The sequence below is a fragment of the Sphingomonas jinjuensis genome (genome assembly GCF_014197105.1).
GTDB lineage: Bacteria > Pseudomonadota > Alphaproteobacteria > Sphingomonadales > Sphingomonadaceae > Sphingomonas > Sphingomonas jinjuensis.
On sequence record NZ_JACIEV010000005.1, the window covers coordinates 148808 to 171649 of the forward strand.

Here is a 22842-nt window from a genome sequence, read left to right on the forward strand (position 1 = left end):
TACGACCGATGACCGCCACCATGGCGCAGAAGCACCCCGCTTCTGCGAGTGAGAAACTGCGGCTTGAGCCGACCGCGCTGCCGACGGAGCTGTTCCGCCTCGGCGCGGTGACGATCGGCTGGCACCCGGTTGCCTGGGCGCCGAGCGTGGGCGTCGCGCGATGAGCCAGAACCGTTCGACGGCGGTCATGCAGCGCCGCGTGCAGCCGCTGCGCTCGCTCGACGATTTCCCAACCCCGCCGTGGGCCACCAGGGCTCTGTGCGAATGGCTGACCGGCGATGGCTATGCCTTGGGAGAGCAGTCGTGCCGCGAGCCGGCAGCGAATCGCGGGTACATGGTTCGAGCGCTCGCCGAATATTTCGATAACGTCGATGCCAGCGATATCGCTGATTACGGCATGGGCTGGCGGCAAGAGGACTACCTCTTTCCCTTCGAGCTCTCTGTCGTCGATTGGACGATCACCAACCCGCCCTTCACCCTCGCTGACCGGTTCATCGAGCGGGCGCTCGCCACTAGCCGCGTCGGCTGTGCTGTGATCCTCCGGGCTGCGTTCCTTGAGGGCATAGGCCGATACGAGTCGCTGTTCTCGTCGAATCCCCCAGCCGCGGTGCTGCAGTTCGCTGAGCGAGTGCCGATGGTCGCAGGCAAGGTGGACCCATCCGCCTCGAGCGCCACAGCTTATGCTTGGCTGGTCTGGGTCCACGGATCCCAGGACACGCGGCTGTGCTGGATACCGCCCTGCCGCAAGCGGCTCGAGCGCACGGAAGATTACGCCTCGCTCGCGGAGGCTGCCCATGGCTGACCAGTTCGACATCGCCGCGGATTTCGCGGAGGCTCACACCGACCGGCATGTCGCCGCGGCCCGGCGCGCGAGCGCTGCGATCCCGCGCGGCCAGCCTGGCGAGTGCGAAGGGTGCGTCGAGGACAGCCCGCGCCTCGTCGAGGTGGCTGGGCTGCTGCTCTGCGCGCGGTGCCGCGACAAGCGGGAGCGCCGGCGGTGAAGCACGAACCCTGGACCGAAGAGCGCATCGGCAAGCTCCGCGACATGATCGCCGCCGGCGCCGATGGCCACACCATCAAGGACGCCCTGCGCTGCTCCTATCGAACCGTCTTCAACAAGGCGGACGAGCTGGGCTTCGATCGGCCGAAGAAGCGCATCTACGGGCGCCCTGCCCCCGACGACTTCGCTGACGTCGCCGCTCGCCTCCACGTCGAGCAGCTGATGGCGCACTACGGGGCGGCATATACGACGGTGCATCGGTGGATTGGCGAGACTGGCGCCACCCCGCTGCAGCGCTCCGTGAAGCCCATGCCCGACGACTTCAAGGTCACGCTGGACATGACCCAGGCTGCGGCGGCCGAGCGCTACGGCGTGTCAGTCGACGTCGTGCGCCGGTGGGATGAAGAGGCGGGCTTCGACCGTCGCGCCGCCTATCGCAACCGTCTTGCTCGTGAAGCGAGGGAGCGCGTCGCCGTGCGGCCCGCTGCCACCTCCCGCGCCGTCGCGACTGGAGCGACGCGCGCGTCGAAGTTCGGCACTCCATTTGACCCCGCAAAGCGCGACTGGTCGCTGGCGGGCCAGGCGGCTGACTTCCTGCGCCGCCTTGGCCCCGTCGCACGCTGCGATGCCAGCGGCCGGTACGACCCCAAGGGCAATCACTGGCGTCGCGGGTCGAGCATCCTGACCGCCGCCGACGTCATCGCCCGTGCCGAGCGCAACGGCTGGCAACGGGATGCCTGGAGCAAGCTCGCATGAGCGCCACACCTTCAACAGCGGAGAGCACCACCATGACCGAAGAAGCGTTCGACCGCGACACGGGGGAGATCCTCTCCACTCGTGCCGCCGACGGGAGCCGCCTGCCCCCGCCCTCGGCGACGTTCGCCGACACCATCCGCCTGCTCAACGACGGCCAGTTCGACCTGGACGCGTCGGCGGAGCTGCGCGAGCTGGTGACCAAGATCGCCGACCACGCCGACAATGCGAAGGGCGTCGCCAAGGGCTCGATCGCCATCAAGCTCGACATCAAGATGATGAACGGCGCCCACGTCGTGACGCCGTCGCTGAAGATCGTGGCGCCCACGCCCGACCAGCCCGGCACGCTGCTGTTCTCGGACGACGAGGGCCGCCTCTCCCGCAATCGCCCCGACCAGGGCGTGTTCTTCGGCACCCGCGTGGTCGCCGACAACTCCGCCCGCGACACGCGGACGGTCTGACCCCGGAAGGACTGACACATGGCAGACGAGATTGAGAACGGCCTCGCGGTGATCGAGGTGCCCAGCCCAACCGCCGAGGGCGTTGGCGACGTGTTCAAGGCGACCCGCGAGTTCATCGCCGACAGCCTGAGCGCGACCATCGTTGAGGTGACCGAGCCCGGCACGGATCTGACGGTGCTGGCGCTGCTTGACCGCGACGGTGGTATGGCGCCCATTCCGGCCGACGTCTTCGACGGCGCGCGCGGTGCTCCGCGATTCCGCCGCGGCACGGCCACGATGACGGCGCTCGCCAGCTTCATCGACCACGTCAACCGGTTCGGCGACGGCGACACGGCGGTCTTCGCCGACGATCGCCGCGACAGTCCCAAGTTGACGGCGGTGCTCGATTACCATCGCCAGGACAACGTCCTCGAGGGCGAGCATGGCGCCTATCGTCACGGCAAGCACCGCACGACCTTCGCCTTCCCGCTCAGCGACGAGTGGAAAGCCTGGCAGAAGGTCAACGGCACCGCGATGACCATGGGTCAGTTTGCGCTGTTCCTCGAGGACCGGATCGGCGACATCGCCATCGCCGGCGACGAGTTCCCCGACGACCTAAGCCGCTTCGTTGCCGTGAACGGCGGCGAGGATGCGATCGCCGACTATGCGACGCTGATCGAGCTGTCGCGTGGGCTGAAGGTGTTCGAACAGGCGAATGTCGAGGAGGCCAACAACCTCTCGTCGGGCGAGGGGCATATCCGGTTCTCGGTCGAGCACGAGACGCGGGGTCGCAGCGGCGGCGTCGTGAAGGTACCGACGATGTTCTTCATCGCCATCCCGATCTTCAACAAGGGGCCGTTCTACCGCATCGGCGCCCGCCTCCGGTACCGGAAGACGGCCGAGGGCGTGAAGTTCTGGTACGACCTCTATCGGGCTGACCGCTCGTTCGACCACGCATTCGCGGAGGCGGTGGACAAGGTCCGCGCCGAGACGCCGGCGGCGGTCTTCTACGGCGCCCCGGAGGCCTGAGCGGTGCGGGGCCTGATCGCACGCATTCTCGCCGGTCAGGCCCCGTTCGCGGCGGCCGACCGGCAGGAGCCCACCCCTGAGCAGCGCCAGCGTGCCCTGCTCGACGCATCCATCGCCGATGGCTGCGCCGCCCAGGCCGAGCGCCGCAAGCGGAAGACGGCATCCTATCGGTCACATCGCTTCGAGCGGGCTCGGCCGAAGGTGGACCAGCTGCGCGCGGAGATGGGGCGGTGAGCGCCGTTACCGGCTTTGTTGCGAGTGCCGCTCTCGCCTTCACCCCGATCCAGGTGGACGGCCTGTTTATCGACGGCTTTGCCGGTGGCGGTGGTGCGTCGACGGGCATCGCACAAGCAATCGGCCGCGAAGTCGACATCGCGATCAACCACAGCCACACGGCGATTGCGATCCACGCGGCCAACCACCCTCAGACAGAGCACCTATGCACCGATATCCGGCAGCCCTTCCTGCCCCGGCAGGTCACGCGGCATCGCGAGGTCGCGGGCGCCTGGTTCAGCCCCGATTGCAAGGAATTCAGCAAGGCAAAGGGCGGCCCGGTCAAGGATCGGTCCATTCGTGCGCTCTGCTGGGAGGTGGTGCACTGGCTTGACGAGGTGCGGCCGACCTGCGGCTATCTCGAGAACGTCGAGGAATTCGAGTATGCGGCGCCGCTAGACGCCGATGGCCGCCCGATCGCTGGACAGGAAGGCCGCGAGTTCAGGCGGTTCGTCCGGTCGATCCGCGCGCTCGGCTATCGCGTTCGCTGGTTCATCCTGCGTGCCTGCGACTACGGTGCCCCGACCAGCCGCAAGCGCCTCTACATGGTCATGCGCCGCGACGGGCTGCCGATCGTCAAGCCGAAGCCGACGCATGGCGCGCCTGGCAGCCCGGGCGTTCGATCAGGCAAGCTGCTCTCCTATCGCACGGCTGCCGAGTGCATCGACTGGGCTGAGCCCTGCCCATCCATCTTCGGGCGCAAGAAGGAGCTCGCGGACGCCACCAAGCGGCGGATCGCGCATGGCGTGATGCGCTACGTCGTTGATGCCGCGAGACCGTTCATCGTCGGGACGGCCTTCACCAACACCCGCGCAGCTCGCACCTTCGATCCACAGGATCCTGTGAGGACCGTCACGACTCAGGCCGAGTTCGGCGTGGTCGACGCGCAGGTCGCGCCCCACATAACGAAATTCCGCACCGGCTCGATCGGTTCGGCTGCTGACCTGCCAATGCCCACGGTGACCGCCAATGGCGAGCCGGCCCGTCCCGCTGGCGCCAGCCCCCTAGGCGTCGTCGGCGCGGTGCTTGCGCCGCATGTCGCCAGCATGGCCAACCGCGAGAAACCTTTCTCCGCGGCGGACGAGCCGATGCACACGGTCGTGGCTACCGGCTGCAAGAAGGTGATGGTCGGCACAACCTTGGCACCTTTCGTCACCTACGGGCAGCACGGCGGGCACTCGCGTGCAGTCGACGAGCCGCACCATACGGTCGCGGCGTCGGCCAAAGACACGAACGGCCTCGCGGCGGCGACGCTCGTCAAGATGGGGAACGGCGAGCGCGAGGGGCAGGATCCGCGCGCTCTCGACCTCGGCAAGCCGCTCGGCACCGTGACCGCCACGGGGTCGCAGGGCGCCGCGGTGACCGCGGCCATGGCGCCGCTGATCGATCGCCAGTTCGGAAACTCGACCCCGGCCCCGGCCGACGAGCCGATCGGCGCCACGACGGCGGGCGGCGGGGGGAAGTCGGCCGCGGTAACCGCCTTCCTTTCCTCGATGTACACCAGCAACACCAATGGCGGGCGCGGCAAGCCCGATCTCCCACTCAAGACGATCCTCGCCGGCGCCAATCACCATTCGGTCGTCGCTGCTCATCTCGAGCAGGCGAATACGATGCCGCACGGCGGCATCCATCCTGGCCACAGCGCGTCCAAGCCGCTCAGTACCATCGTCGGCAAGGGCTCCACTCAGCGCCTCGTCGAGACGACCATGATCGAGGAGGGCGACCTACCTCCCGCGCTGATGGAGAGCGCCACCCGCGTCGCCGCGTTCCTGGTGAAATACTACGGGACCGACGGGGAGAACGAGGTGGCGCAGAGCCAAGCGGCGGATCGGCCGCTCGACTGCATCACCACCAAGGCCCGCTTCGCGGTGGTGACGGTCACGATCGACGCGAAGACGTACGTCATCGTCGACATTGGGCTGCGCATGCTGAGGCCGCGAGAGCTGGCCCGCGCGCAAGGCTTCCCTGACACGTACGTCCTGGACCCCGAATGCTGGTACACGACGGCTAGCGGCAAGCAGAAGTTCGGCCGCCTGCCGCTTGCCGCGCAGATCAGCGCGATCGGTAACAGCGTCTGCCCTCCGGTAGCGCGCGCGCTCGTCGCTGCAAATCAGCCGTGCGACGCTGCTGTGAGGGCGGTGGCGTGAGCGGCGTTTATACCAGCGGCATGCGCTGCGCATCAGCGAAGGTCTTGTCGGCCTCCTCGTGCATGCCGCGCTCCCGCAGCTGTCCCGCGGCGTGCAGCAACGCCTCGCGGGATAGCGGCTCTAGGCTGGCAGTGGTGAACTTGCCTTCTGGCATGAAGGCGGCTGCGAACTCTTCGTCTGTCATGAACGACAGCATAGCGTACCAGCGATTCGGCGGTAGGGCAGGTCAAGGCGCAACTGCATGAGCGTCGCCAGCTTCGCCTGCCCCTGCGGCTATCGCGACGAGGTACGCGAGCCCTGCCCACAGCGCATCGACTGCGCGGGGTGCAAGGATGCGGGCAGCATGGCGCGGGTCACGCCGCGGTACGTGCCGCCGGCCAGCGCCGGGCGCGTGTGGGGTGCCGCATGAGCGCCCAAGAAACCGCGCAGCTGCTGCGATTGGCGGCAGCGCGGGCAGCTCTGGCCGATGGCTATGAGGCTGAAGCCGTCGCGCTTGCTGAGCGCGGCGATCGCGAGAGCTTGGCCCAGGCGGCCGACCTGTTCACGGTCGCTGCCGGGCTGCGCGGACGGGCGAGGTTTCGATGATGGCGCTGGTCTATCACGGCACCCCGCTTACCCCGCGTGCTGCGCTTATCGCCGCTGGCGCGCGTGCGTTCTGCGTCAGCTATTACCGTCCCGATTCGACGGCTGACGTTGAAGCACAGGCGCCCTTCGTCATGTACGATAACGGCGCCTTCTCCTTCTGGATGGAGGCCCTGCGGCAGGGCGCTGACCCGATGGACGCAGGGCGGGGCGACTGGTCAAGCTATTACGACTGGTTGGATAGCCGATTGTGGCACCCTGGGCGTTGGGCAGTTGTCCCTGACAAGCCGGCGGCCCCGTCGCAGATGAATGACGGCCTCGTGAACGAGTGGCCGTTCGGGCGTAGCCGCGGCGCGCCAGTCTGGCACATGGACGGTCCGCTCGATCGCCTCGCCCGCCTCTGCGAGCGCTTCGACCGGGTCTGCTTGGGATGGATCGGCGATCCGAAGCGCGAGCCTGTGGGATGCGATGCGTACCGCGCCCGCATGGACGAGGTCGCCGCTCTGATGGGCAATCGGTGGCACCCGCTGCACATGCTGCGCGGTGTGCTCGTCGGTGGCGACTATCCATTCGTCAGCTGCGACAGCACCAGCTTGGCGCAAAACCACCATCGTTATCGTCTGCCGCTCTTCGGCGGCTCGACGGACGAATGGGGCGGCCTGCGAGCCTATGCTGACCGGCTCGAGGAGTTGGCGGCATGACGAGGTCAGCGGCGCCAACTCACACCTGCGAAATCGAGCGCGTCCTCTATCGCGTATCGCAGATCTGCGTTCACCATCAGGAAGTGACCGCCGGTGCCCACCATCAGGTCCCCATCAGGTGGAGCGGGCATCTTTCGACCGCCCCAGCCCTGAACTCCGGCGACACCCCCAGCGATGACAATCCAGCCCACCCGTACCGAGCTGCCATCATCCTCGTCACCCAGCCATTCCCGTTCAGGACCGCCGGCGTGGCAAAGCGAGTTGCGGAACCTGCGAATGACCTCTGTCAGATCCGCTGGTGTACCGTCCTTGCGCGGCCTTGCCGGCGCAAACGGGAGGCGATCAAAGCGACGATTTGCGGCGGCCATCGCCAGCAGCAGAAAGTTGAGGTCGACCACCAACGCCAGCACCGCTGCTCTGAAAAGCGGCTCGCTCGGCCGCGCAGACAAGACGCCACTCCGCACGATCTCCAAGATCGACTGACCTGCGCTCAACCTGTCAAATCGCTCCTGCGAGAAGTCGTCATCGTTCATGCGACTGGCTTAGCATCGCCGATGAGCAGTCGGCAGTCCGTTGGTGGTGATCCTCGATGGGGTTGGCTCGCGTGAGCAACAGACTGCTTTCCGCGGCATGGCGGCTCGACTTGCCCGCGACCGAGAAGGTCGTGCTGGCAGCGTTGGCGGACTGCGCCGACGATGACGGCATCACCTGGATCGCGGTGAAGTCGCTGCGCGGTAAGATCGATCTGATCACCATGACGTCGCTCGGCGAGCGGACGATCCAAGGCGCCATCAAGTCGCTCTGCGCGGCGGGGCACTTGGCGCGGATCGAGCAGCCGGGCCGCGGCTGCACGTACACCGTCCAGCCCCGCAGCAGCTGCGGGGCGCAGGACATGCGGGGCGCACCAGATGCGGAGGCCCCCGCACCAGCTGCGGGCGAACCATCAATTACCCCCCAATCTCCTTCGAAGGCTACGCCTTCTACGGAGGCGCGGCCGAAGCGCGTGACGCGCAAGCCGATGTCGCCGGGCGCTCCAGCCACCCCGGAGGAACGGATCACGGGCCAGCGCGGTCGACGCATCGACATCGACTGGCAACCGGCCAAGCCATTGCCCGACGCGATCGCCAAGGTCGTCGATGGCTGGCCGCCGGGGCGCCTGGCGGAAGAGGTGGCCGAGTTCCGGGACTTCTGGATCTCGGAAGCCGGGCAGCGAGCGAGCAAGCTCGACTGGGATGCAACGTGGTGGAACCGACTGCGCGAGCTGATCAAACGCGATGATCGCCGCGCCGAGAGCGAGAACAGACGACATGGGAAGCGAGGTCGCAACGACCGGGGCAGCGGATGGGCCGCCCGACCTGGCATGGAGGGCGCTGAGCCTGCTTTTCTCCCCGACTGACGTGGTCGTGGCAGAGTTGGGCGATGCCACCGAAGCCGCGATCGCGGCGGCCGAGTGGAAGACGCAGCACGAGCTGCGCCCGGTGCCGGCCGGCGGCCCCGAGCGGGCCCAGTGGGAAAAGGCTATCGATGAGCGGCTGCGGCGGCTGGCGGCGAAAGTGCTGCCAACCGCGGGCGACGGCGCGGCGGACTGGCGCTGTGCCATGGTGGAGGCGCTGAGCGACCTTCCGGCGATGGTCGCGCTCACGGCGGCGAAGAAAGCGATCCACACGCCGTATCGCTTCATCGGCGAGATCGAGGGCGAGGTGCGGCGGCTCGCTGACGAGATGATCGTTCGGCGGCGTGCGCGGCTGCTTCGTCTCGCAACAATGCGCGCGGAGATCGAGCGCGCCGCTGCCATGCCGGCGGTGCTGCCTGCCGAGCCGACGCTCCCGCCGACACCCGAAGCGGTGGAGGCGCTGAACGGTTACATGCGGCGGGTCGGCTGCGCGACGCGCTTCACTGTCGATGGTGGCACGTACCAAGCCGACATCGCGGAGGAGGTCCCGAGCGCGTGAGCGACACCACCATCCCCCGTTCGACCAGCCTGAAAGTGCACATCATTTCGTTCGTACGTGCGTTCATCCTCGCGCATGATGTGGGCCCGACGCTGAGCGAGATCGCGCTACAGGTAGGCTCGACTAAGCCTCGCGTCAGCCGCGCGCTCAACGAATTGGCGGCCGCTGGGCGGATCATCCGCGAGCCCAAGAAAGCCCGGGGCATCCGCATGCCGGGTGATATCGAACGGGCCGTTGCAATCCTGCGACGCGAGGGTTGGATCGTCGACGACCATTGTAAATCAGCCACTCTTAGGCGGCAGGGGGAAAGGCTGACCATCAATTGTGATCGAAACGATAAAATCTTCTGACTGCAGATCATGCGCGATCGCGAGCGTGTTCGCATCTATATCCGGAGGGGGAAGGATGCGTCCTAGCTCCTCACCATTGTCCGTCAAAAGCACCACCTCTAGGTCGGCGATGAAAGGCGTGAATTTCATATGCGACCAATCGAACGCAGCTTCGAGCGTCCCTACCTTCAGGGTCGCGCGCTTGGCCTCCGGATTATCAGCGGGAGGTTTGGTCTTTAAGTATCCCTCGCCAGCGTTCATCAAGCCCGCGTCACGCAACAAAGCCAAGTCGGCGAACCCAAAACCATCACTTTTGAAGCGATCTTTCGGGATCCAACCATCGATCGTTGCAGCATAAACTCGCTGAAACACTTGGGCCGTTTGCTGATCCATCTCGGATAGCACCCGCAGCGTACGTCGCGAGAATGACCCCTTTTTGAGGATTTCTCCTGCGAGCAGCCGACCAAAGGCATCGCGAAGCTCGCTGGAATACGCCTCGCCGGAATGGCGCCGAAACGCCGCCATCCAGTCATCATCGGGTACCTCTGCCGTGCGAAGCTCGTCATCGGTGGCCTCACCCAAACGGTGGGCAGCCGCACCCAGAACTGCAGCTTGGTTCGCGACAGTGGCCGCAGCCCCTTCCATAAGGTAGTCAGCCATAGCGGCAACGCGGTCAGGCTCAGCTATGGCTGCCTCCGATGCTGCCTTCGCTAATGCAGTGCGAAAGGCGCTCTTGGCATCGGTCCTATCTCTGATGTCCTGCGCCTTGTCCTTCAGCCAGGCTTCGGGCCATTCCAGCGCCGCACCGAGGAGCTTGATGCCAGTAATTCGAAGCACACTCTCGGCCGCAGCCGGCGCTTTGACCTTAACGATGCCCCAAAAGATTTCGAGCATCCCACCTCCGGAGTGACGTTCGTTCGACTCATCCATCGTTACGAAATAGCAACTATTCGCCCTGTTGGAACAGGCACATAGCGGGAACGTGGTCGCTCCCCCGCCTACGGCGGAGCGGCGGGGGAGAGCCGCATGATGCATCAGCCGATCGACATGGCCTGCACCCGATGGTGCATCCTGCGGATGAGCGGGCCTCGGACACTGGCGGTCGCTGATTCGCTGGCGGCAGTAGGCGTCGAAGCCTGGACACCCCGTCGAACCGAGAAGCGCCCGCATCCCTCCCGCAAGGCGATCGGACCGGACGGCCGTCGCGCGACCGTTGAGATCGATGCACCAATTCTTCCGACCTACGTCTTCATCCGGGCGGTTCATCGCGATGAGGTGTTGGCGATCGCCGCTGACCCCGCCAGCCCGCACCCGCAATTCTCATTCCTACGTCGTGCCGATAACAGCATTCCCGAGGTCCGCGGCGCCGACGTGGCGGGTCTGCAGGAGGAAGAGCGGCGAGCGCAGGAGATAATCGACAAGCTGCGAGAGTGCGAGGGCCGCGAAGCCCGCCGCCGCGAGCGAGCAGCGCTGATGAAGACAGAGCGCGCACGGCAGAAGGCCTTGCGCATGGAACGCCGCGAGTTCAGCCCTCAGCAGACCGTGACGGTGGAAGGTATGCCCGCGTTGGGTGGGATGACGGGCATCGTCGAGAGCAGCGATGGGCGCTCAGCAGTGGTCCATTTCGGCGGATCGCTCACCATGACGATCGAGGCTTGGCGGCTGGCACCTGACCATGTACAGAGCGGGAACACATCTGTGGTTGCCGCTGCCTGATGCGGCATTGGACCGCGCGATCTGGAGCCTAGCTCTTGCGCCCGTCCCTCCGCCGAAGCCACGCTTCGGTCATTCTGCTACGCATTGGTAGAAGCGCGGTCGCGAGCCGCGTGGCGCTTCCCCGCGGAGATCGCGCATGGCCTCAACGCCCGCCCCCACCCGCGGCGAACGCTTGCGTCGGCTCGCCGATGAGCTGCTGACGCTTGCCGACGCGGTCGACCAGCCATCCCGCCACATCGAGCGCGCCGAGATGCTGATCGCCGAGGGCGAGCGCCTCGCGAAGGCGGTGTACGCCGTGTTCCGGGGCCGCGGCTAGACCGGCCGACCGGCCCCGCCGCCCGCCCCTCGGCGCCGCCAGGCCCCCCCGTTGGGTCCTCCCGGCGATCACGGGTAATACGGGGGGCGAAGTCCCGACGCGCGCGCGTCTTCCATGTCGCGATTTCACTACGCCTTTATATTTGGGTTTCGGGTTCACTCCCGGCCCCAGCGGGGAGCCGGATGGCCCGACCAGCGAAGCCGAGGCCGGCGCCGCGGAAGCGCAAGTCCGACGAGATCATCGTCAATCTCGATGAGTTCGCTTCGCTCTGCGGCGTCACGACCGAGACGATGCGGTCGCACCTGCGCACCGCGCCGGCGAAGGCCCCCTGGATCTTGGAGCGTGGCGCGCGGGGTCGCGGCTACAAGATCGTGGCTCTCGCAGCGATCGAGTGGTGGAAGCAGAGAGCGGCCAGCGCCGGCGACGATGACGGGCGCGCCGCGAAGCTGGCCGAACTGCGCCTCCAGCTGCTGGGCGGCGACGCTTCGGAAGACGACCTGCTGCTCACCGGGAAGCAGCGCGGCGACGAGTTCAAGGCCGGCCTCGCAGAACTCGAATATCGCGAGGCGATGGGCGAGCTGGTTCGCGTTCAGGACATCGAGGCCGAGACGGTCAACGCCATCATCGAGCTGCGCCGCCAGCTTCAGACCGTCGGCCAGGTCATTCGCCGACGGTTCTCACTCGATCGGGAGGTGCAGGACGCGATCGACGAGATGATCGCGGAGCGGCTGAGGCTGCTGGTGGAGGCGCTGGATGCCGACGTCCCCGACATTGGCGACGCCGCGATCGACGACGCAGTCGATGAGGGCGGGATCGACTAGCTCTCACTCGCCTCATCCACGGCTGGGCGCGCTCTCGCTGCTGATGCAGCAGACGCGGGAGCCGCCACGGTTCGTTGATGCACGGGCAAGCATCCGCCGCTCCTTCGGCGAGGTCGTTTTCCCCGACAAAGTCACGCCGATGGAGGCGGCCAACCTTCACCGCCACCTCCGCAACCCCGGCGCGTACAGCGGGCCGTGGCGCGACAGTCCGGAGCCGATGCAGCACCTGGTCGATCCGACCAACAATCTCGCGATGGGTAGCGCCTATTCGATTGTGGCGGTCATGGGCCCGTCGCAGATGGGTAAGTCCGAGATCGGCAACAACTGGCAGCTTCACTGCGTCCTCTACGATCCCGCCGACATCGGCTTCTGGTCGCCGACGAAGGAACTCACGGCTCGCTATGTGACGAGCCAGATCGACAAGCTGCTCGACGAATGCCCCGATCTGTCCGCCCGGCAGCTCACGACCGTCAGCGCCGACAACATCTTCCTGAAGCAGTTCAAGGGCTGCGACTGGCATTTCCTTTGGCCTACCGGCGCGAATTTTCGCGCGATCCCGTTCTCGCGGGGCCGGCAGGACGACTATGACGACTTCCCCGACGATATCGGCGAACAGGGCGACGCCGTTTCATTGTTCGAGGGCCGCACCACTTCGTTCCAGGGATACGGCTGGAAGCTGTACGTCAACTCCAGCCCGAAGAAAGGCACCAAGCGCGGCATAGAGCCGCTCGTCGCCGGTGGTACCTCGAAGCGGTGGTGGGTGGACTGCCTCCACTGCCACGATCCCTTCGAGATGTCGTGGGAGCGGCTGACCTTCGAGCGTAGCGGGACCGCGCTGGACGCCGCCAACACCGTCGAGATGACCTGTCCGTCCTGCGGTGGGTCGCACATGCAGGCCGACAAGCTCCGGCTGATGGCGACGGGTCGGTACATTGGCAAAGGCGAGACTGCGGTTTCCTGGTCGTCAGGATCGAACAGCGGCAAAACGGGCGAGCTCGAGGCAAACACCACCGACAGCTATTGGTGGGACGGCGTCTTCGGCCTGGCGCCTTGGGCGAGTCTGGCGCGGCAGTATCGAACGGCTGAACTGCGCTTCGAGGAGCACCAGGATGAAGGGCCGCTCAAGTCCTTCTTCCAGACCAAGGTCGGCCGAAACTACGTCAGCCGGACGAGTGGCGACGCGCCGGTGACCGTCGATATGCTTGCCGAGCGCGCCCGTGCCGCCGGCTACAGCCTCGGCCAGGTGCCAGATGGTGTTGTCGCGATCACGATGACCGTCGACCTCGGTATCGATCGATTCTCGTGCATGGCGGTCGGTCATGGCGTCGGCAATCGCGCCTGGATCATAGACCGCTTCGATATTCTGACGCTCGGCGACGGCATCACGAAGGTTGAGCCATTCCGACGTCGCGAGCACTGGTCGGTGCTCTACGAGAAGGTCCTGAAACGCACCTATCCGCTGCAGCGAGACCCGAGCTTGCGCATGCGCGTGCTGAGCACCGGCATCGATACCGGTGGCAGCGATGACGCGACCGACAATGCCTATGCCTGGTGGCACGACATGGTCACCGGCAGCCGCAAGGAAGGCAGGGCCGCCCTGCCCGCAAGCGTCATCACGCTGCTGAAGGGCGGCAATCGCCCAGCGGGGCGCCTGCTGCCGGCGCCAACGGTCGATGCGAAGCGGCAGGTTAAGGGCGCCCCGGAGTGCGAACTCTTCGTGCCGAACGTCAATCGGATGAAGGACATCGCCGATTACCGCCTTCGGCGCCCACTTCCGGGCCCCGCCTTCGTGGGACTGCCAATCGACATCTCCGCGAAGCACCTCGACGAGCTGCGCGCGGAGGAGAAGGTCGAGGGCGTCTGGGAAAAGCCGGAAGGCGTTCGCAACGAGAGCTGGGATCTCTTCATCTACTCGCTGGTCGTGATGCTCCGGCTGGTCGGGCTCGATCAAAACCTCAGCCGGGTGCCGCAGTGGGCCCGGCCTCCCCGCCCCAGCGCGCCGGCGACCGCCGCGCCACCGGGTGACGACGACAAGCCGCCGCCTGATCGCCCAACGATCACGGTTTCGCGCCCGAGCGCGCCCGCCAAGCCGAAGCCGCGCCGCGCAGTCCGCGTGGTGCGATCCAGCTGAGGAGCCACCGCCATGGCCGACGCCGGCATCACCTTCGCGATCGCTAGCGACCGCGTTGCGCAGTACCTCGCGGCGGAAACCGCGGTTCTGGCCGGTCAGTCGACGCGGTTCGCCGATGGTCGCGAGCTGACCCGCGCGGATCTACGCGAGATCCGCGAAGGTCTGGCTTATTGGCAGGCGCACGTCGATCGACTGAACCCGAACCCGCCGGCGATGCCGCTGCGTCGCGCCGTCGGGCGGGTCCGACCCGGCCGGTATCGGATGCGCTGACGTGAAGGTAACGGCTTCGCCCAGCCTCATCGATCGCGCCGTGGCGTTCGTAAACCCGCGAGCCGGCCTCGCGCGCATGGAGGCACGCACGCGTCTCGCCGCCAGCGCCGCCGTGTTCGGCAGCAGCGGCGGCTATCGCGGCGCACAGCCGGATCGCAGCGCACGTCGCGGCTGGTTTGCGCGCGCGCGCTCGGCGAACGCGGACACACTGCCCAATGCCGAGCGGCTTCGCGCCGAGCAGCGCGACGCAGCGATGAATCAGCCGATCGCCACCGCGGCGATCAACCGCAAGACGACGTTCGTCATCGGCACCGGCCTCATGGCGATCCCGGCCGTCAACGGAGCGGCGCTGGGTCTGTCCGACGACGAGCAGGAGGAGTGGGAGCAGCGGATCGCCTCCGACTACGACGCTTATATGGCGTCGAAGGACGTCGACGCCGCGCGGCAGGCGACGGGATACGGCGTGCAGTCGATCATCGAGCGCGGGGCGATGACTTCCGGAGACATTCTTGCGCTCCGGGTCATGCCGACCAGCCAGCCCGGCCGAGTGATTGAGACGGCATGGAAGCTGGTGGAGGCCGATCGGCTTCGCAATCCTCGACAGGTCCAAGATGGGGCGGTCGATGCGCGGACCGGCAACCGCATTATCGGTGGCGTCGAGCTGGATGCCTTCGACGCCCCGGTGGCCTATCACATTTTGCGCCAGCATCCTGGCGACCTGCAGGTGAACGCCGCAGCGAACCAGGAGCCTGAGCGCATCGAAGCCTGGGACCGGGCGCTCGACCTTCCGCGCGTCGTTCACGTCTACAAGAAGGAACGGCCGGAGCAGGTCCGCGGCGTTGGCATGCTCGCCACGGTGCTCGAGCCGCTGAAGATGGTGTCGGATCTGAGCGACGCCGAACTCTTCGCAGCCGTCATGTCGGCGATGATCGCCGTGGTTTATAAATCCCCAGGCGCGACACCGATGCCCGAGCCTGATTATGGCGACGAAACGGGCGTCGCCAGCGGCGACGAAGCTGCCGTCGCCTACGACATACCTCCGCCGGCGAACCAATACCGGTTCGAAAGCGGCTCGGTCATGGAGATCGACAGCGAAGCCGAGGTCGACATTAAATCGCCCGGCCGGCCAAATTCGGCCTTCGACCCGTTTTTCCAGGCGGTTGTGCGGCAGATCGGCGCGGCGACGGGCATTCCCGCCGGCGTCCTCATGCTCATGTTCAACTCCAGCTACACCGCCAGCAAGGCGGAGCTCGAGGCGCTCTACCTCGAAGTTCGCGCAGAGCGTGCGTGGTTTGGCGGCGACTGGTGCGCGCCGACATTCGTCTGCTTCATCGCCGAGAAGGTCGCACGGGGCGACTATGTCATGCCCGGCTTCTTCCGTGATCCGGCCGTGCGAGCCGCCTGGACCGGTGTCGACTGGCGCGGCGACGGGAAGATCACGCTGAACCCGGCGCAGGAGGCCAACGGGTACAAGATCCGCCAGGATAATGGCTGGCAGACCGGCGAGGAGATCACCGCCGAACTGACCGGCGGCAGCTACCGCGAGAACATCCGCCGGCGCGGGCGTGAGCACCGCGCGTGGGTGTCTGAGGGGCTGCCCGTCGCGGTGTCGCCAGGCACGCCAGCAAGCGGCGCAAAGCCGCAGCCGGATGATCCCGGCGCCGACAAGAAGGACGACAAGGAATGAGCATGCGCTCTTTCAGCCGCGCGGGGATCACGCGTCGGCTCTTCAACACGCCGCTTGCCGTGCTGCCCTCGACCGCCGCTATCGTGCTCGGCGTCGTCGGCCCGAGGTTCGATGTCAGTCAGCTGCTCCTGCACGCGGGCGGTGATCAGGTTGGCATCGGCGAGCTTCAGCAGCGCGCCGCGACCGAAAGGCTCCAGATCGAGGCGCGGCAGAACGCCGATGGTCGCCGGCCGGACCTCAACGCCACCGACGTGCTGCTGGTGCAGGATGGCGTCGCCCACATTGATGTCCGCGGCGAACTTGTTGCGGAGAACGGCGGCGGGGTCAGTCCCTCGTCGGGCTTCACCGGCTACGATGCCGTCATGGCCGCGTGGGGCTTCGCGCAGCGCGACACCAACGTCCGCGGGATCGCAGTCGACATCAACAGCCCGGGCGGTGAGGTCGACGATCTCATGGAGCTGGTCGCCGTGATGATGGCAGACCGCGGCAAGAAGCCGACGCGCGCCATCATCCGCGGTGTCGGGGCATCGGCGGCGTATGCGATCGCGGCCTGCTGCGACGAGATCACTGTCCAGGACCTAGGCTTCGCGGGCTCGGTGGGCGTGATCTGCATGCACGCCGACTTCTCCGCGCAGCTCGAGCAGGAGGGTGTCAAGGTCACCCTCATCCATGCCGGCGCGCATAAGGCCGACGGCAACCCGTTTGAAGCGCTTCCCGACGACGTCCGCGCCGAGATCCAGGCGCGGATCGACCACTCATATTCGCGGTTCGTCGCTCACGTGGCGACCGCCCGGGGGATGAGCGAAGACGCTGTCCGCGCGACCGAGGCGCGCGTGTTTCAGGGCGAGGACGCCGTCAAGGCCGGCCTCGTCGACAAGGTCATGAGCTGGAGGGATTCGCAAGCCGAATTCCTCGCGGCCGTGAACGGCCGCCAGGCCAATCCCAAGCGGCCCCGAACGTCGGGCAACCGCGCATCTATGGAGACTGCAATGCCGGGTGAACCCGACAACGCGTCGGCGGCGGCCAGCCAGGTCCTCGCCGGCATCACGAGCATGACGATCGTCGGCACGTCCGCCAATGCCACGGCCCTCGCAACGGCACTTGCCGCGGGCGGCTTCGGCGATATCGCCGTCACCGCGGTCGATGCTGCCGCCGGCGCCGGCGCCAACACCGAGGCGACCACCGCCGAGCGCACGCGCGTTCTCGCGCTGACCGACCTTTGCCCCGAGACAATCATGTCGGCCTCGCTGCGTGCCGCGATCGAGGGCGGACAGGACGCCGGTGCGTTCGCCATCGGCCTTGCGACCGCGGCTAAGACCCGCGGCGCCACGATGGGCGACCTCCGCGCGGGGGCCGTCCAGCCCGATCAGCTGCCGGAGACGGGCAAGGATGCGAAGGCTGGTACCGGCAAGACGGTGACCGGCGCAGAGCAGGCCACCGGCATCCTCGCGCTCGCCGCGTCGCTGGGACACCGGTCGGTGGCCCACCTCAAGCCGGCAGGCTGAGGCCCGCCGCGCGCATCTGCGGCCCTGAGGGCCGCGTCTCAGCAAAGGAATCAGCGCCATGTACGCTCGCGCTCTCTACGCCTCGACCACCTCGACCGCTCCGGTCGAGATCATTCGGTCGGGCGCACCCAACACGAAGAAGGTCACGCTGCTCGCCGGCGCGGTCTACCCGATCGGCACCGTTCTCGGCGTCATCACCGCCAACAGCAAGGCAACCACGTCGGTCGCCGCAGCTGGCGACGGCAGTCAGACGCCGGCTTATGTCCTCTCCTATACCGTCGACGCCACCGCCGGCGATGTGGAGGCCATGGCGATCGAAACCGGTGACCTCATCGGCTCCGCGCTGGTGCTCGGCGCCGGTCACACGCTCGCCAGCATCCGCGCTGGTCTGCGCGACAAGGGCATCACCTTCGACGGCTGACGCCGTCTCTCTCCCATCATAGACGGCGGTCCGACGGTCGGTCGGGCCGCCCTTCCTCATTCGGAAAGGCCGGCCATGGACCCGCTCCTCTATTCGACGACCGCCCTCCTGGGCATCATCACCCCGCTCACCGTGCAGGGCAATTTCCTGCGCACCCTGTTCTTCGGCGCGACGCCAATCGAGTTCGACACGCCCGAGGTCATGTTCGACCGCGTGTTCGACGACAAGCGGATCGCGCCGTGGGTCAGCCCCTACGCGAAGGGCACGCCCAGCCAGGACCGCCCTTTCCAGACGGATCGGTTCGCGCCCGGCTATATCAAGCCGCTGGACCGCATCGACGCGCACAAGATCACGCGTCGACGCCCCGGTGAGCCGATCGGCGGCGAGCTGAGCCTCGGCCAGCGCCGTGACCTGTACTTCCTCGACAAGCTGCAGGCGCACAAGACGAAGATCGAGCGCCGCGAGGAGGTGATGGCTTCCGAAATCATCCGCACTGGCGGTGTGGTCATCGAGGGTGTCGAGTATCCCCGCGCCGTCGTCAGCTTCGGCCGCAAGGGGTCGCTGACCAAGACGCTGACGGGCGCGGCGCGTTGGGGCCAGGCGGGCGTTTCGCCGGTCAACGACCTCGAGGGCTGGATCCAGGAAGTTGCCGAGGAATGCGGCGCCGCGCCGAGCCACGTCGTGTTCGAGAAGGACGCGTGGAAGTTCTTCAAGGCGGACCCGAACCTGAAGGACAAGCTCGACACCACCTATCAGGGCAACACAAGCGCGGTCGACCTCGGCTACAAGCCGGGCCTGCCCGGCTCGCCGGTGTTTATGGGCCGTATCGGGACCGTCGAGCTGTACGTCTACAACGACACCTATGAAGACGTGGACGGCACCACCAAGAAGCTGCTGCCGCAGTACACCGTCATCATCGGTGCGCCTGGCGCCTATGAGGGGACGCCCTGCTACGGCGCCATCCTCGACCCGCGCAACAACTACGGCGCCACGCGCCTCTTCTCGAAGAACTGGATCGAGGAGAACCCGGCTGGCGAGTATCTGATGACGCAGTCGGCGCCGATCTTCGTGCCGAAGCGCCCGAACGCCACCGCCTGCATCACCGTCGCCTGATCCCCACCCCGCCGCCCGGCGCGGCGGGCTGATGGCCAATCCTGGGAAGGACCCCGAGCATGACTGAAGAAGAAAAGAAGGCGGCCGCGGACAAGGCTGCCGTGGACAAGGCCGCTGCCGATAAGGCGGCCGCTGCCAAGTCGGGCGCGAAGAGCGGCCCGAAGACGGTCGAAATGCACCGTGCGGTGCACGAGCTGCAAACCGGCAAGGATGACGACAGCAAGATCCTCGCCGGCACGCTCATCACCGACGATGTGGCGAAGGCGCACAAGCTCGACAGCAAGGCTCTCGATCGCCTGATCGAGACCGGCGCCGTCGATCTGGTCGAAGTCCTGAAGGACTGAGGCCCACGCCATCCTCGACAGCCAGCGGGGCGCTTCGTCCGTCCCGCTGGCAAATGGGAGAGGATCAATGCCGAACATCGTGTTGATTGGCGCCGCGCCGATCCGTGGCGTCACGCGGTTTCCCTCCGAGGGGCCGCAGATGGTCTCTCGCGCGGACGCAAAGCGGCTCATTCGCGTCGGTTTGGCACAACCCGACGATCTGGATACCCGCACCATCGACGAGGTGCGTGCGGTTGCTCAGGCTGAGCGGGTCGATATCGGGCCGAACGCGGTTAAGGCCGACACCGTCGCCGCCATCCGGGCGCGCCGCGCGCTCGAGCGCTGACCCATGGACCCCTTCGCAATGGCGCTCGACGCCATCTTCAACGGCCCGGGCTCCGAAGCTGCAGAATACCGCCCCGCCAACGGCGATCCGGTCAAGCCGGGCGTGCGCGTCATCCGCAGCCGCCCCGACCAGGCAATCGGCTTCGGTCAGGGTCAGGTGATCGCGGATACGAATACGATCGACGTCCGTATGAGCGACGTTCCCGAACCCGCAGTCGATGACATCTTCGCCCTTGGCGAGCGCCTATTCCGAGTGAATGCCGACCCGCTTTCGGACGTCGAAGAACTGACCTGGCAGACCAGCTGCGAGCCGGTCGAGCCGTGAAGATCAAGGCGTCGTTCGACGGATTGAAGCTGGCGCTGAGCAATTTCGAAGGCGAGATCGCCGGCGCCGCGACCGAGGCGATGCGCGAGACGATGCCGCTCGCCAAGCAGGAGCTTCGCGACCAGATCACCTCGTCGGGATTGGGGCAGCGGCTCGCGAACACCTGGCGAGGCAACGTCTACCCGCAGTCGCGGCGCAGCGTGAACCCCGCCGGATACATCTATTCGAATGCGCCCGACATCGTCGATGCGTTCTCGCGCGGCGCCACGATCCGCCCGCTGGCCGGTCGCCGCTTCCTCGCTATCCCGACGAACAACGTGCCACAGACACGCGCACGCGGCGCTCGCAAGCAGATGACGCCGGAAGAGGTCCAGCTGGCCTTCAACCAGGACCTGTTCTTCAAGCGCGGGCCCAACGGCCGGGTCTACGCCTTCGTCAACGCCGTCCAGTCGCGCAACCGCAAGTCGTTCAAGCCGTCAACCAAGGGTCGGCTCGCGCAGGGTCGCGCCGAGAAGCCCGTGCTGATGTTCGTCATGGTGCCCGCGGTCCGCCTGCCCAAGCTTCTTGACCTCGATGCGGTCGCGGCGAAGTGGACCAGCCGGTTCGAGGCATCATTCGCCCAGCGAGTGGAGGCTCCATGAGCAAGCGTCTCGATGTCCTCGCCGCGGTAAGGGCGATGGTCAAGGCGGCGCTCCCTGGCGCGGACGTCGTCGGCTTGAACGGCGACGATGCTGCGCCCGCCCGCGTGAAGGATGGTGGACGCGTCGTCGTGCGCAGTGGTGACCCCGGAGATGCCGAGGTCGACCTGAGCCCGCTGGCCTACAACTATCGCCATCCGATCCCGATCGAGATCATCGGCTACAAGACGTCATCGCGCAGCGCCGAGGAGGTGCTCGACGCCATGATGGAGGCGATCGGCACCGCAATCGAGGCGGACCGGACGCTCGGCGGCCTCTGTGACTGGCTGGAGCCCACCGCGCCCGGCACCGACGACATCTACACCGACGGCGCAGCCGTCCCGCGCGGCGCCGACCTGCTCATCGTCGCATCCTACTCGACGCCGAACCCGCTTACCTGAGGAGACGCCTTCATGGCTCTGACGCCCACCACGCGCGCCCGCGGCTCCAATGCCCGCGTCGTCGCGGCATTCGAGAGCACGCCCGGTACGGTGCCGGGATCCTCGGACAACTGGTTCACCGTGCCGCTGGTCAGCCACCAGCTCGGCGAAGAGCGCCCGCTGCTCCCGAGTGACCTGCTCGGCCTCGGCCGCGAGATGCAGGATCCGACGCCCGACGTCGCGACCAACGACGGCGACATCGTCGTGCCGGTCGACGTCCGCAACTTCGCCCGCTGGCTCAGCCTGTTCTTCGGCGCGCCGCAGACGACCGGTTCGAACGGCGCCTACACGCACGTCTTCGGATCGGGCGCCGCGGTGCTGCCGTCTATGTCGATCGAGGTGGGCGCGCCCGAGGTGCCGGCCTATTCGGTCCATCGCGGCGCGCGCGGCAACCAGCTGCGGATCGCCATGTCGCGGTCGGGTCTGCTCAACGCGACCTGCAGCCTGGTCTGCATCGGCGAAACCGACCCTGTCGCCGCGACCGTCGGCGCCGTCAACCCCGGCGCGCTCGCCGTGACGCGCTTTCCGCAAGCCACCGGCTACGTGAAGAAGGGCGGCCAGGTGCTCGGCAGCGTTGTCGGCGCCGACTTCGCGTATTCGAACAACCTCGAGAAGGTGGAGACGATCCAGGCGGATGGTCGGATCGAGGATAGCGACCCAGGCATGGCTGGCATGTCCGGCTCGGTGACGGTGCGGTTCAAGGATACGGCGCTGCTTGCCGCGGCGTCCGCCAGCCCGCCCCAGCCTGTCGAGCTGGCGTTCGGGTGGAAGTTCGGCGCGTTCGAGCTGGTCTTCCTCGTCGGCCGCGTCTTCCTGCCGCGTCCCAAGCGCCCGATCACCGGCCCGAACGGCATCCAGGCCGTCTTTAACTGGCAGGCGGCGGTCGCATCGAGCGGCAAGTCGGTGGTTGTCACCCTGCTCAACGACGTTGCGAGCTACGCCTGATGCTTGTCGCGCGCGCGGCCCCGGCTGGGCCTGAGTGGAAGCCGGTTCTCGGCGCGAGCGTGCTGTTCGCGCCGATCGACCGCGGTATGATGCGCCGCGCCCGCAAGGCGGCACTCCTCGCGCTCGGCCGGCAGGCAGAGGATGCCGGCGACGGCGCCGACCTTGCCTCGGTGGAAGAGCAGATCGAGGATCTCGGCGACGCGCTGAGCCATGCGCTGCTCATGGAGGGCGTGAAGGACTGGCGCGACGTCTGCCAGATGGCGGATGCCGACGACGAAGGGCCCGGCGCGCCGCTGGATTGCACGGACGAGACGAAGGCGATGCTCTTCGCCGATCCGATCACCTTCGACGCATTCGACCAGGCGTATGTCATCCCGTTCGTCACCCGCGAACGCGAGCGCGCCGCGCCGGGAAAAGACTCGCCGCCCTCGCCAAATGGCACTGGTCCGGCGGAGACGGGGGCAGCAACTACTGCCGCCTCTCCTGCGCGGCAGGCGCGGGCGGCCGATGCGCCGAGTGCCCCTACGCCCTCCACGCGGCGGAAACCGACGAAGAAGAAGAGGTCTGGCGCGTCCTCACGGACTGCGAACGCCAGCTGAGG

Annotated in this window: 33 protein-coding genes; 30 read left to right on the forward strand and 3 right to left on the reverse strand. The window is 67.1% G+C overall.

Annotated features, from left to right (window positions below):
• The first annotated feature begins 8 nt into the window (after positions 1 to 8).
• The 8 genes from GGQ80_RS10185 to GGQ80_RS10220 are packed head-to-tail and all read left to right on the forward strand — an operon-like array spanning position 9 to position 5642.
• Positions 9 to 164, forward strand: coding sequence for a hypothetical protein (locus GGQ80_RS10185; protein ID WP_183984397.1), 156 nt, complete (start codon positions 9 to 11; stop codon positions 162 to 164).
• Complete coding sequence (locus tag GGQ80_RS10190) at positions 161 to 802, forward strand: methyltransferase (RefSeq protein WP_183984399.1); 642 nt, start codon at positions 161 to 163, stop codon at positions 800 to 802. The genes GGQ80_RS10185 and GGQ80_RS10190 overlap by 4 nt, the downstream gene beginning before the upstream one ends.
• Complete coding sequence (locus tag GGQ80_RS10195) at positions 795 to 1001, forward strand: conjugal transfer protein TraR (protein WP_183984401.1); 207 nt, start codon at positions 795 to 797, stop codon at positions 999 to 1001. The genes GGQ80_RS10190 and GGQ80_RS10195 overlap by 8 nt, the downstream gene beginning before the upstream one ends.
• Complete coding sequence (locus GGQ80_RS10200; protein WP_183984403.1) at positions 998 to 1756, forward strand: hypothetical protein; 759 nt, start codon at positions 998 to 1000, stop codon at positions 1754 to 1756. Before GGQ80_RS10195 ends, GGQ80_RS10200 begins: the two co-directional genes overlap by 4 nt.
• A gap of 32 nt (positions 1757 to 1788) precedes the next feature.
• The gene (locus tag GGQ80_RS10205; protein WP_183984405.1) at positions 1789 to 2214 is read left to right on the forward strand and encodes a hypothetical protein; all 426 of its coding nucleotides are present in this window, start codon (positions 1789 to 1791) and stop codon (positions 2212 to 2214) included.
• Between the two features lie 18 nt (positions 2215 to 2232).
• Entirely contained in the window at positions 2233 to 3222 is a 990-nt protein-coding gene (locus GGQ80_RS10210; protein WP_183984407.1) for a DUF2303 family protein, read from the forward strand.
• Between the two features lie 3 nt (positions 3223 to 3225).
• Positions 3226 to 3456 carry a hypothetical protein gene (locus GGQ80_RS10215; protein WP_183984409.1) on the forward strand — a complete coding sequence of 77 codons (231 nt, stop codon included), beginning with the start codon at positions 3226 to 3228 and terminating at the stop codon, positions 3454 to 3456.
• On the forward strand, positions 3453 to 5642 hold the full coding sequence (locus GGQ80_RS10220) for a DNA cytosine methyltransferase (protein WP_183984411.1): 2190 nt from the start codon (positions 3453 to 3455) through the stop codon (positions 5640 to 5642). The genes GGQ80_RS10215 and GGQ80_RS10220 overlap by 4 nt, the downstream gene beginning before the upstream one ends.
• Positions 5643 to 5649: 7 nt before the next feature.
• On the opposite strand, the gene GGQ80_RS10225 is transcribed toward GGQ80_RS10220, so the two are convergent.
• Positions 5650 to 5838, reverse strand: coding sequence for a hypothetical protein (locus tag GGQ80_RS10225; RefSeq protein WP_183984413.1), 189 nt, complete (start codon positions 5836 to 5838; stop codon positions 5650 to 5652).
• 45 nt (positions 5839 to 5883) lie between these two features.
• Here GGQ80_RS10225 and GGQ80_RS10230 point away from each other — a divergent pair, with 45 nt between their 5' ends.
• The 3 genes from GGQ80_RS10230 to GGQ80_RS10240 are packed head-to-tail and all read left to right on the forward strand — an operon-like array spanning position 5884 to position 6925.
• Positions 5884 to 6051: a hypothetical protein gene (locus tag GGQ80_RS10230; protein WP_183984415.1), complete on the forward strand. Its 168-nt coding sequence runs from the start codon at positions 5884 to 5886 to the stop codon at positions 6049 to 6051.
• A complete protein-coding gene (locus tag GGQ80_RS10235) occupies positions 6048 to 6227 on the forward strand; it encodes a hypothetical protein (RefSeq protein WP_183984417.1) in 180 nt (59 codons plus the stop codon). Before GGQ80_RS10230 ends, GGQ80_RS10235 begins: the two co-directional genes overlap by 4 nt.
• Positions 6227 to 6925 carry a hypothetical protein gene (locus GGQ80_RS10240; protein WP_221364319.1) on the forward strand — a complete coding sequence of 233 codons (699 nt, stop codon included), beginning with the start codon at positions 6227 to 6229 and terminating at the stop codon, positions 6923 to 6925. Before GGQ80_RS10235 ends, GGQ80_RS10240 begins: the two co-directional genes overlap by 1 nt.
• A 5-nt stretch (positions 6926 to 6930) precedes the next feature.
• Here the strand turns inward: GGQ80_RS10240 and GGQ80_RS10245 are convergent, their stop codons facing one another.
• Positions 6931 to 7458 carry a hypothetical protein gene (locus GGQ80_RS10245; RefSeq protein WP_183984421.1) on the reverse strand — a complete coding sequence of 176 codons (528 nt, stop codon included), beginning with the start codon at positions 7456 to 7458 and terminating at the stop codon, positions 6931 to 6933.
• A gap of 56 nt (positions 7459 to 7514) precedes the next feature.
• Here GGQ80_RS10245 and GGQ80_RS10250 point away from each other — a divergent pair, with 56 nt between their 5' ends.
• The 3 genes from GGQ80_RS10250 to GGQ80_RS10260 are packed head-to-tail and all read left to right on the forward strand — an operon-like array spanning position 7515 to position 9227.
• Positions 7515 to 8321 carry a helix-turn-helix domain-containing protein gene (locus GGQ80_RS10250; RefSeq protein ID WP_221364320.1) on the forward strand — a complete coding sequence of 269 codons (807 nt, stop codon included), beginning with the start codon at positions 7515 to 7517 and terminating at the stop codon, positions 8319 to 8321.
• Positions 8322 to 8337: 16 nt separating this feature from the next.
• Entirely contained in the window at positions 8338 to 8877 is a 540-nt protein-coding gene (locus tag GGQ80_RS10255) for a hypothetical protein (RefSeq protein ID WP_183984424.1), read from the forward strand.
• Positions 8874 to 9227 carry a LexA family protein gene (locus GGQ80_RS10260; RefSeq protein WP_183984426.1) on the forward strand — a complete coding sequence of 118 codons (354 nt, stop codon included), beginning with the start codon at positions 8874 to 8876 and terminating at the stop codon, positions 9225 to 9227. The genes GGQ80_RS10255 and GGQ80_RS10260 overlap by 4 nt, the downstream gene beginning before the upstream one ends.
• Here GGQ80_RS10260 and GGQ80_RS10265 read toward each other — a convergent pair.
• Entirely contained in the window at positions 9159 to 10100 is a 942-nt protein-coding gene (locus GGQ80_RS10265; RefSeq protein ID WP_183984428.1) for a DUF2806 domain-containing protein, read from the reverse strand. The genes GGQ80_RS10260 and GGQ80_RS10265 overlap by 69 nt on opposite strands.
• A gap of 132 nt (positions 10101 to 10232) precedes the next feature.
• Here GGQ80_RS10265 and GGQ80_RS18450 point away from each other — a divergent pair, with 132 nt between their 5' ends.
• The 16 genes from GGQ80_RS18450 (at position 10233) to GGQ80_RS10345 (ending at position 22840) form a co-directional block, all read left to right on the forward strand.
• Positions 10233 to 10922 carry a hypothetical protein gene (locus GGQ80_RS18450; RefSeq protein ID WP_246346995.1) on the forward strand — a complete coding sequence of 230 codons (690 nt, stop codon included), beginning with the start codon at positions 10233 to 10235 and terminating at the stop codon, positions 10920 to 10922.
• 136 nt (positions 10923 to 11058) lie between these two features.
• A complete protein-coding gene (locus tag GGQ80_RS10275) occupies positions 11059 to 11238 on the forward strand; it encodes a hypothetical protein (protein ID WP_183984722.1) in 180 nt (59 codons plus the stop codon).
• 182 nt (positions 11239 to 11420) lie between these two features.
• Positions 11421 to 12059 carry a hypothetical protein gene (locus GGQ80_RS10280; RefSeq protein ID WP_183984430.1) on the forward strand — a complete coding sequence of 213 codons (639 nt, stop codon included), beginning with the start codon at positions 11421 to 11423 and terminating at the stop codon, positions 12057 to 12059.
• A 43-nt stretch (positions 12060 to 12102) separates the two neighbouring features.
• A complete protein-coding gene (locus GGQ80_RS10285) occupies positions 12103 to 14190 on the forward strand; it encodes a terminase gpA endonuclease subunit (protein WP_183984432.1) in 2088 nt (695 codons plus the stop codon).
• Between the two features lie 12 nt (positions 14191 to 14202).
• Positions 14203 to 14460, forward strand: coding sequence for a hypothetical protein (locus GGQ80_RS10290; protein WP_221364321.1), 258 nt, complete (start codon positions 14203 to 14205; stop codon positions 14458 to 14460).
• A gap of 1 nt (position 14461) precedes the next feature.
• A complete protein-coding gene (locus GGQ80_RS10295) occupies positions 14462 to 16147 on the forward strand; it encodes a phage portal protein (RefSeq protein WP_183984434.1) in 1686 nt (561 codons plus the stop codon).
• Positions 16148 to 16149: 2 nt separating this feature from the next.
• On the forward strand, positions 16150 to 17652 hold the full coding sequence (locus GGQ80_RS10300; RefSeq protein ID WP_221364322.1) for a S49 family peptidase: 1503 nt from the start codon (positions 16150 to 16152) through the stop codon (positions 17650 to 17652).
• 58 nt (positions 17653 to 17710) lie between these two features.
• Positions 17711 to 18073 (forward strand): head decoration protein, encoded by a 363-nt coding sequence (locus tag GGQ80_RS10305; RefSeq protein ID WP_183984438.1) that lies wholly within the window; start codon positions 17711 to 17713, stop codon positions 18071 to 18073.
• 75 nt (positions 18074 to 18148) lie between these two features.
• Positions 18149 to 19186 (forward strand): major capsid protein, encoded by a 1038-nt coding sequence (locus GGQ80_RS10310; protein ID WP_183984440.1) that lies wholly within the window; start codon positions 18149 to 18151, stop codon positions 19184 to 19186.
• Between the two features lie 59 nt (positions 19187 to 19245).
• Positions 19246 to 19530 carry a hypothetical protein gene (locus GGQ80_RS10315; RefSeq protein WP_183984724.1) on the forward strand — a complete coding sequence of 95 codons (285 nt, stop codon included), beginning with the start codon at positions 19246 to 19248 and terminating at the stop codon, positions 19528 to 19530.
• 67 nt (positions 19531 to 19597) lie between these two features.
• On the forward strand, positions 19598 to 19855 hold the full coding sequence (locus GGQ80_RS10320) for a hypothetical protein (protein WP_183984442.1): 258 nt from the start codon (positions 19598 to 19600) through the stop codon (positions 19853 to 19855).
• 3 nt (positions 19856 to 19858) lie between these two features.
• On the forward strand, positions 19859 to 20179 hold the full coding sequence (locus GGQ80_RS10325; RefSeq protein WP_425506041.1) for a head-tail joining protein: 321 nt from the start codon (positions 19859 to 19861) through the stop codon (positions 20177 to 20179).
• Positions 20176 to 20820: a DUF6441 family protein gene (locus tag GGQ80_RS10330; RefSeq protein WP_183984446.1), complete on the forward strand. Its 645-nt coding sequence runs from the start codon at positions 20176 to 20178 to the stop codon at positions 20818 to 20820. The genes GGQ80_RS10325 and GGQ80_RS10330 overlap by 4 nt, the downstream gene beginning before the upstream one ends.
• Complete coding sequence (locus tag GGQ80_RS10335) at positions 20817 to 21257, forward strand: hypothetical protein (RefSeq protein WP_183984448.1); 441 nt, start codon at positions 20817 to 20819, stop codon at positions 21255 to 21257. Before GGQ80_RS10330 ends, GGQ80_RS10335 begins: the two co-directional genes overlap by 4 nt.
• 12 nt (positions 21258 to 21269) lie before the next feature.
• Positions 21270 to 22241, forward strand: coding sequence for a phage tail tube protein (locus GGQ80_RS10340; protein WP_183984450.1), 972 nt, complete (start codon positions 21270 to 21272; stop codon positions 22239 to 22241).
• Positions 22241 to 22840 carry a hypothetical protein gene (locus GGQ80_RS10345; protein WP_183984726.1) on the forward strand — a complete coding sequence of 200 codons (600 nt, stop codon included), beginning with the start codon at positions 22241 to 22243 and terminating at the stop codon, positions 22838 to 22840. The genes GGQ80_RS10340 and GGQ80_RS10345 overlap by 1 nt, the downstream gene beginning before the upstream one ends.
• Positions 22841 to 22842 lie beyond the last annotated feature (2 nt).

Excerpts from the sequence above, each read along its gene's own strand:
- GGQ80_RS10190 (WP_183984399.1), top strand. The coding sequence starts at position 161 with ATGAGCCAGAACCGTTCGACGGCGGTCATGCAGCGCCGCGTGCAGCCG.
- GGQ80_RS10285 (WP_183984432.1), top strand. The coding sequence starts at position 12,103 with ATGCAGCAGACGCGGGAGCCGCCACGGTTCGTTGATGCACGGGCAAGC.
- GGQ80_RS10335 (WP_183984448.1), top strand. The coding sequence starts at position 20,817 with ATGAGCAAGCGTCTCGATGTCCTCGCCGCGGTAAGGGCGATGGTCAAG.
- GGQ80_RS10185 (WP_183984397.1), top strand. The coding sequence starts at position 9 with ATGACCGCCACCATGGCGCAGAAGCACCCCGCTTCTGCGAGTGAGAAA.
- GGQ80_RS10345 (WP_183984726.1), top strand. The coding sequence starts at position 22,241 with ATGCTTGTCGCGCGCGCGGCCCCGGCTGGGCCTGAGTGGAAGCCGGTT.
- GGQ80_RS10325 (WP_425506041.1), top strand. The coding sequence starts at position 19,859 with ATGGACCCCTTCGCAATGGCGCTCGACGCCATCTTCAACGGCCCGGGC.
- GGQ80_RS18450 (WP_246346995.1), top strand. The coding sequence starts at position 10,233 with ATGATGCATCAGCCGATCGACATGGCCTGCACCCGATGGTGCATCCTG.
- GGQ80_RS10225 (WP_183984413.1), bottom strand. The coding sequence starts at position 5,838 with ATGCTGTCGTTCATGACAGACGAAGAGTTCGCAGCCGCCTTCATGCCA.
- GGQ80_RS10290 (WP_221364321.1), top strand. The coding sequence starts at position 14,203 with ATGGCCGACGCCGGCATCACCTTCGCGATCGCTAGCGACCGCGTTGCG.
- GGQ80_RS10310 (WP_183984440.1), top strand. The coding sequence starts at position 18,149 with ATGGACCCGCTCCTCTATTCGACGACCGCCCTCCTGGGCATCATCACC.
- GGQ80_RS10205 (WP_183984405.1), top strand. The coding sequence starts at position 1,789 with ATGACCGAAGAAGCGTTCGACCGCGACACGGGGGAGATCCTCTCCACT.
- GGQ80_RS10235 (WP_183984417.1), top strand. The coding sequence starts at position 6,048 with ATGAGCGCCCAAGAAACCGCGCAGCTGCTGCGATTGGCGGCAGCGCGG.
- GGQ80_RS10210 (WP_183984407.1), top strand. The coding sequence starts at position 2,233 with ATGGCAGACGAGATTGAGAACGGCCTCGCGGTGATCGAGGTGCCCAGC.
- GGQ80_RS10265 (WP_183984428.1), bottom strand. The coding sequence starts at position 10,100 with ATGCTCGAAATCTTTTGGGGCATCGTTAAGGTCAAAGCGCCGGCTGCG.
- GGQ80_RS10240 (WP_221364319.1), top strand. The coding sequence starts at position 6,227 with ATGGCGCTGGTCTATCACGGCACCCCGCTTACCCCGCGTGCTGCGCTT.
- GGQ80_RS10320 (WP_183984442.1), top strand. The coding sequence starts at position 19,598 with ATGCCGAACATCGTGTTGATTGGCGCCGCGCCGATCCGTGGCGTCACG.
- GGQ80_RS10280 (WP_183984430.1), top strand. The coding sequence starts at position 11,421 with ATGGCCCGACCAGCGAAGCCGAGGCCGGCGCCGCGGAAGCGCAAGTCC.
- GGQ80_RS10305 (WP_183984438.1), top strand. The coding sequence starts at position 17,711 with ATGTACGCTCGCGCTCTCTACGCCTCGACCACCTCGACCGCTCCGGTC.
- GGQ80_RS10250 (WP_221364320.1), top strand. The coding sequence starts at position 7,515 with ATGGGGTTGGCTCGCGTGAGCAACAGACTGCTTTCCGCGGCATGGCGG.
- GGQ80_RS10275 (WP_183984722.1), top strand. The coding sequence starts at position 11,059 with ATGGCCTCAACGCCCGCCCCCACCCGCGGCGAACGCTTGCGTCGGCTC.
- GGQ80_RS10300 (WP_221364322.1), top strand. The coding sequence starts at position 16,150 with ATGCGCTCTTTCAGCCGCGCGGGGATCACGCGTCGGCTCTTCAACACG.
- GGQ80_RS10230 (WP_183984415.1), top strand. The coding sequence starts at position 5,884 with ATGAGCGTCGCCAGCTTCGCCTGCCCCTGCGGCTATCGCGACGAGGTA.
- GGQ80_RS10245 (WP_183984421.1), bottom strand. The coding sequence starts at position 7,458 with ATGAACGATGACGACTTCTCGCAGGAGCGATTTGACAGGTTGAGCGCA.
- GGQ80_RS10195 (WP_183984401.1), top strand. The coding sequence starts at position 795 with ATGGCTGACCAGTTCGACATCGCCGCGGATTTCGCGGAGGCTCACACC.
- GGQ80_RS10340 (WP_183984450.1), top strand. The coding sequence starts at position 21,270 with ATGGCTCTGACGCCCACCACGCGCGCCCGCGGCTCCAATGCCCGCGTC.
- GGQ80_RS10315 (WP_183984724.1), top strand. The coding sequence starts at position 19,246 with ATGACTGAAGAAGAAAAGAAGGCGGCCGCGGACAAGGCTGCCGTGGAC.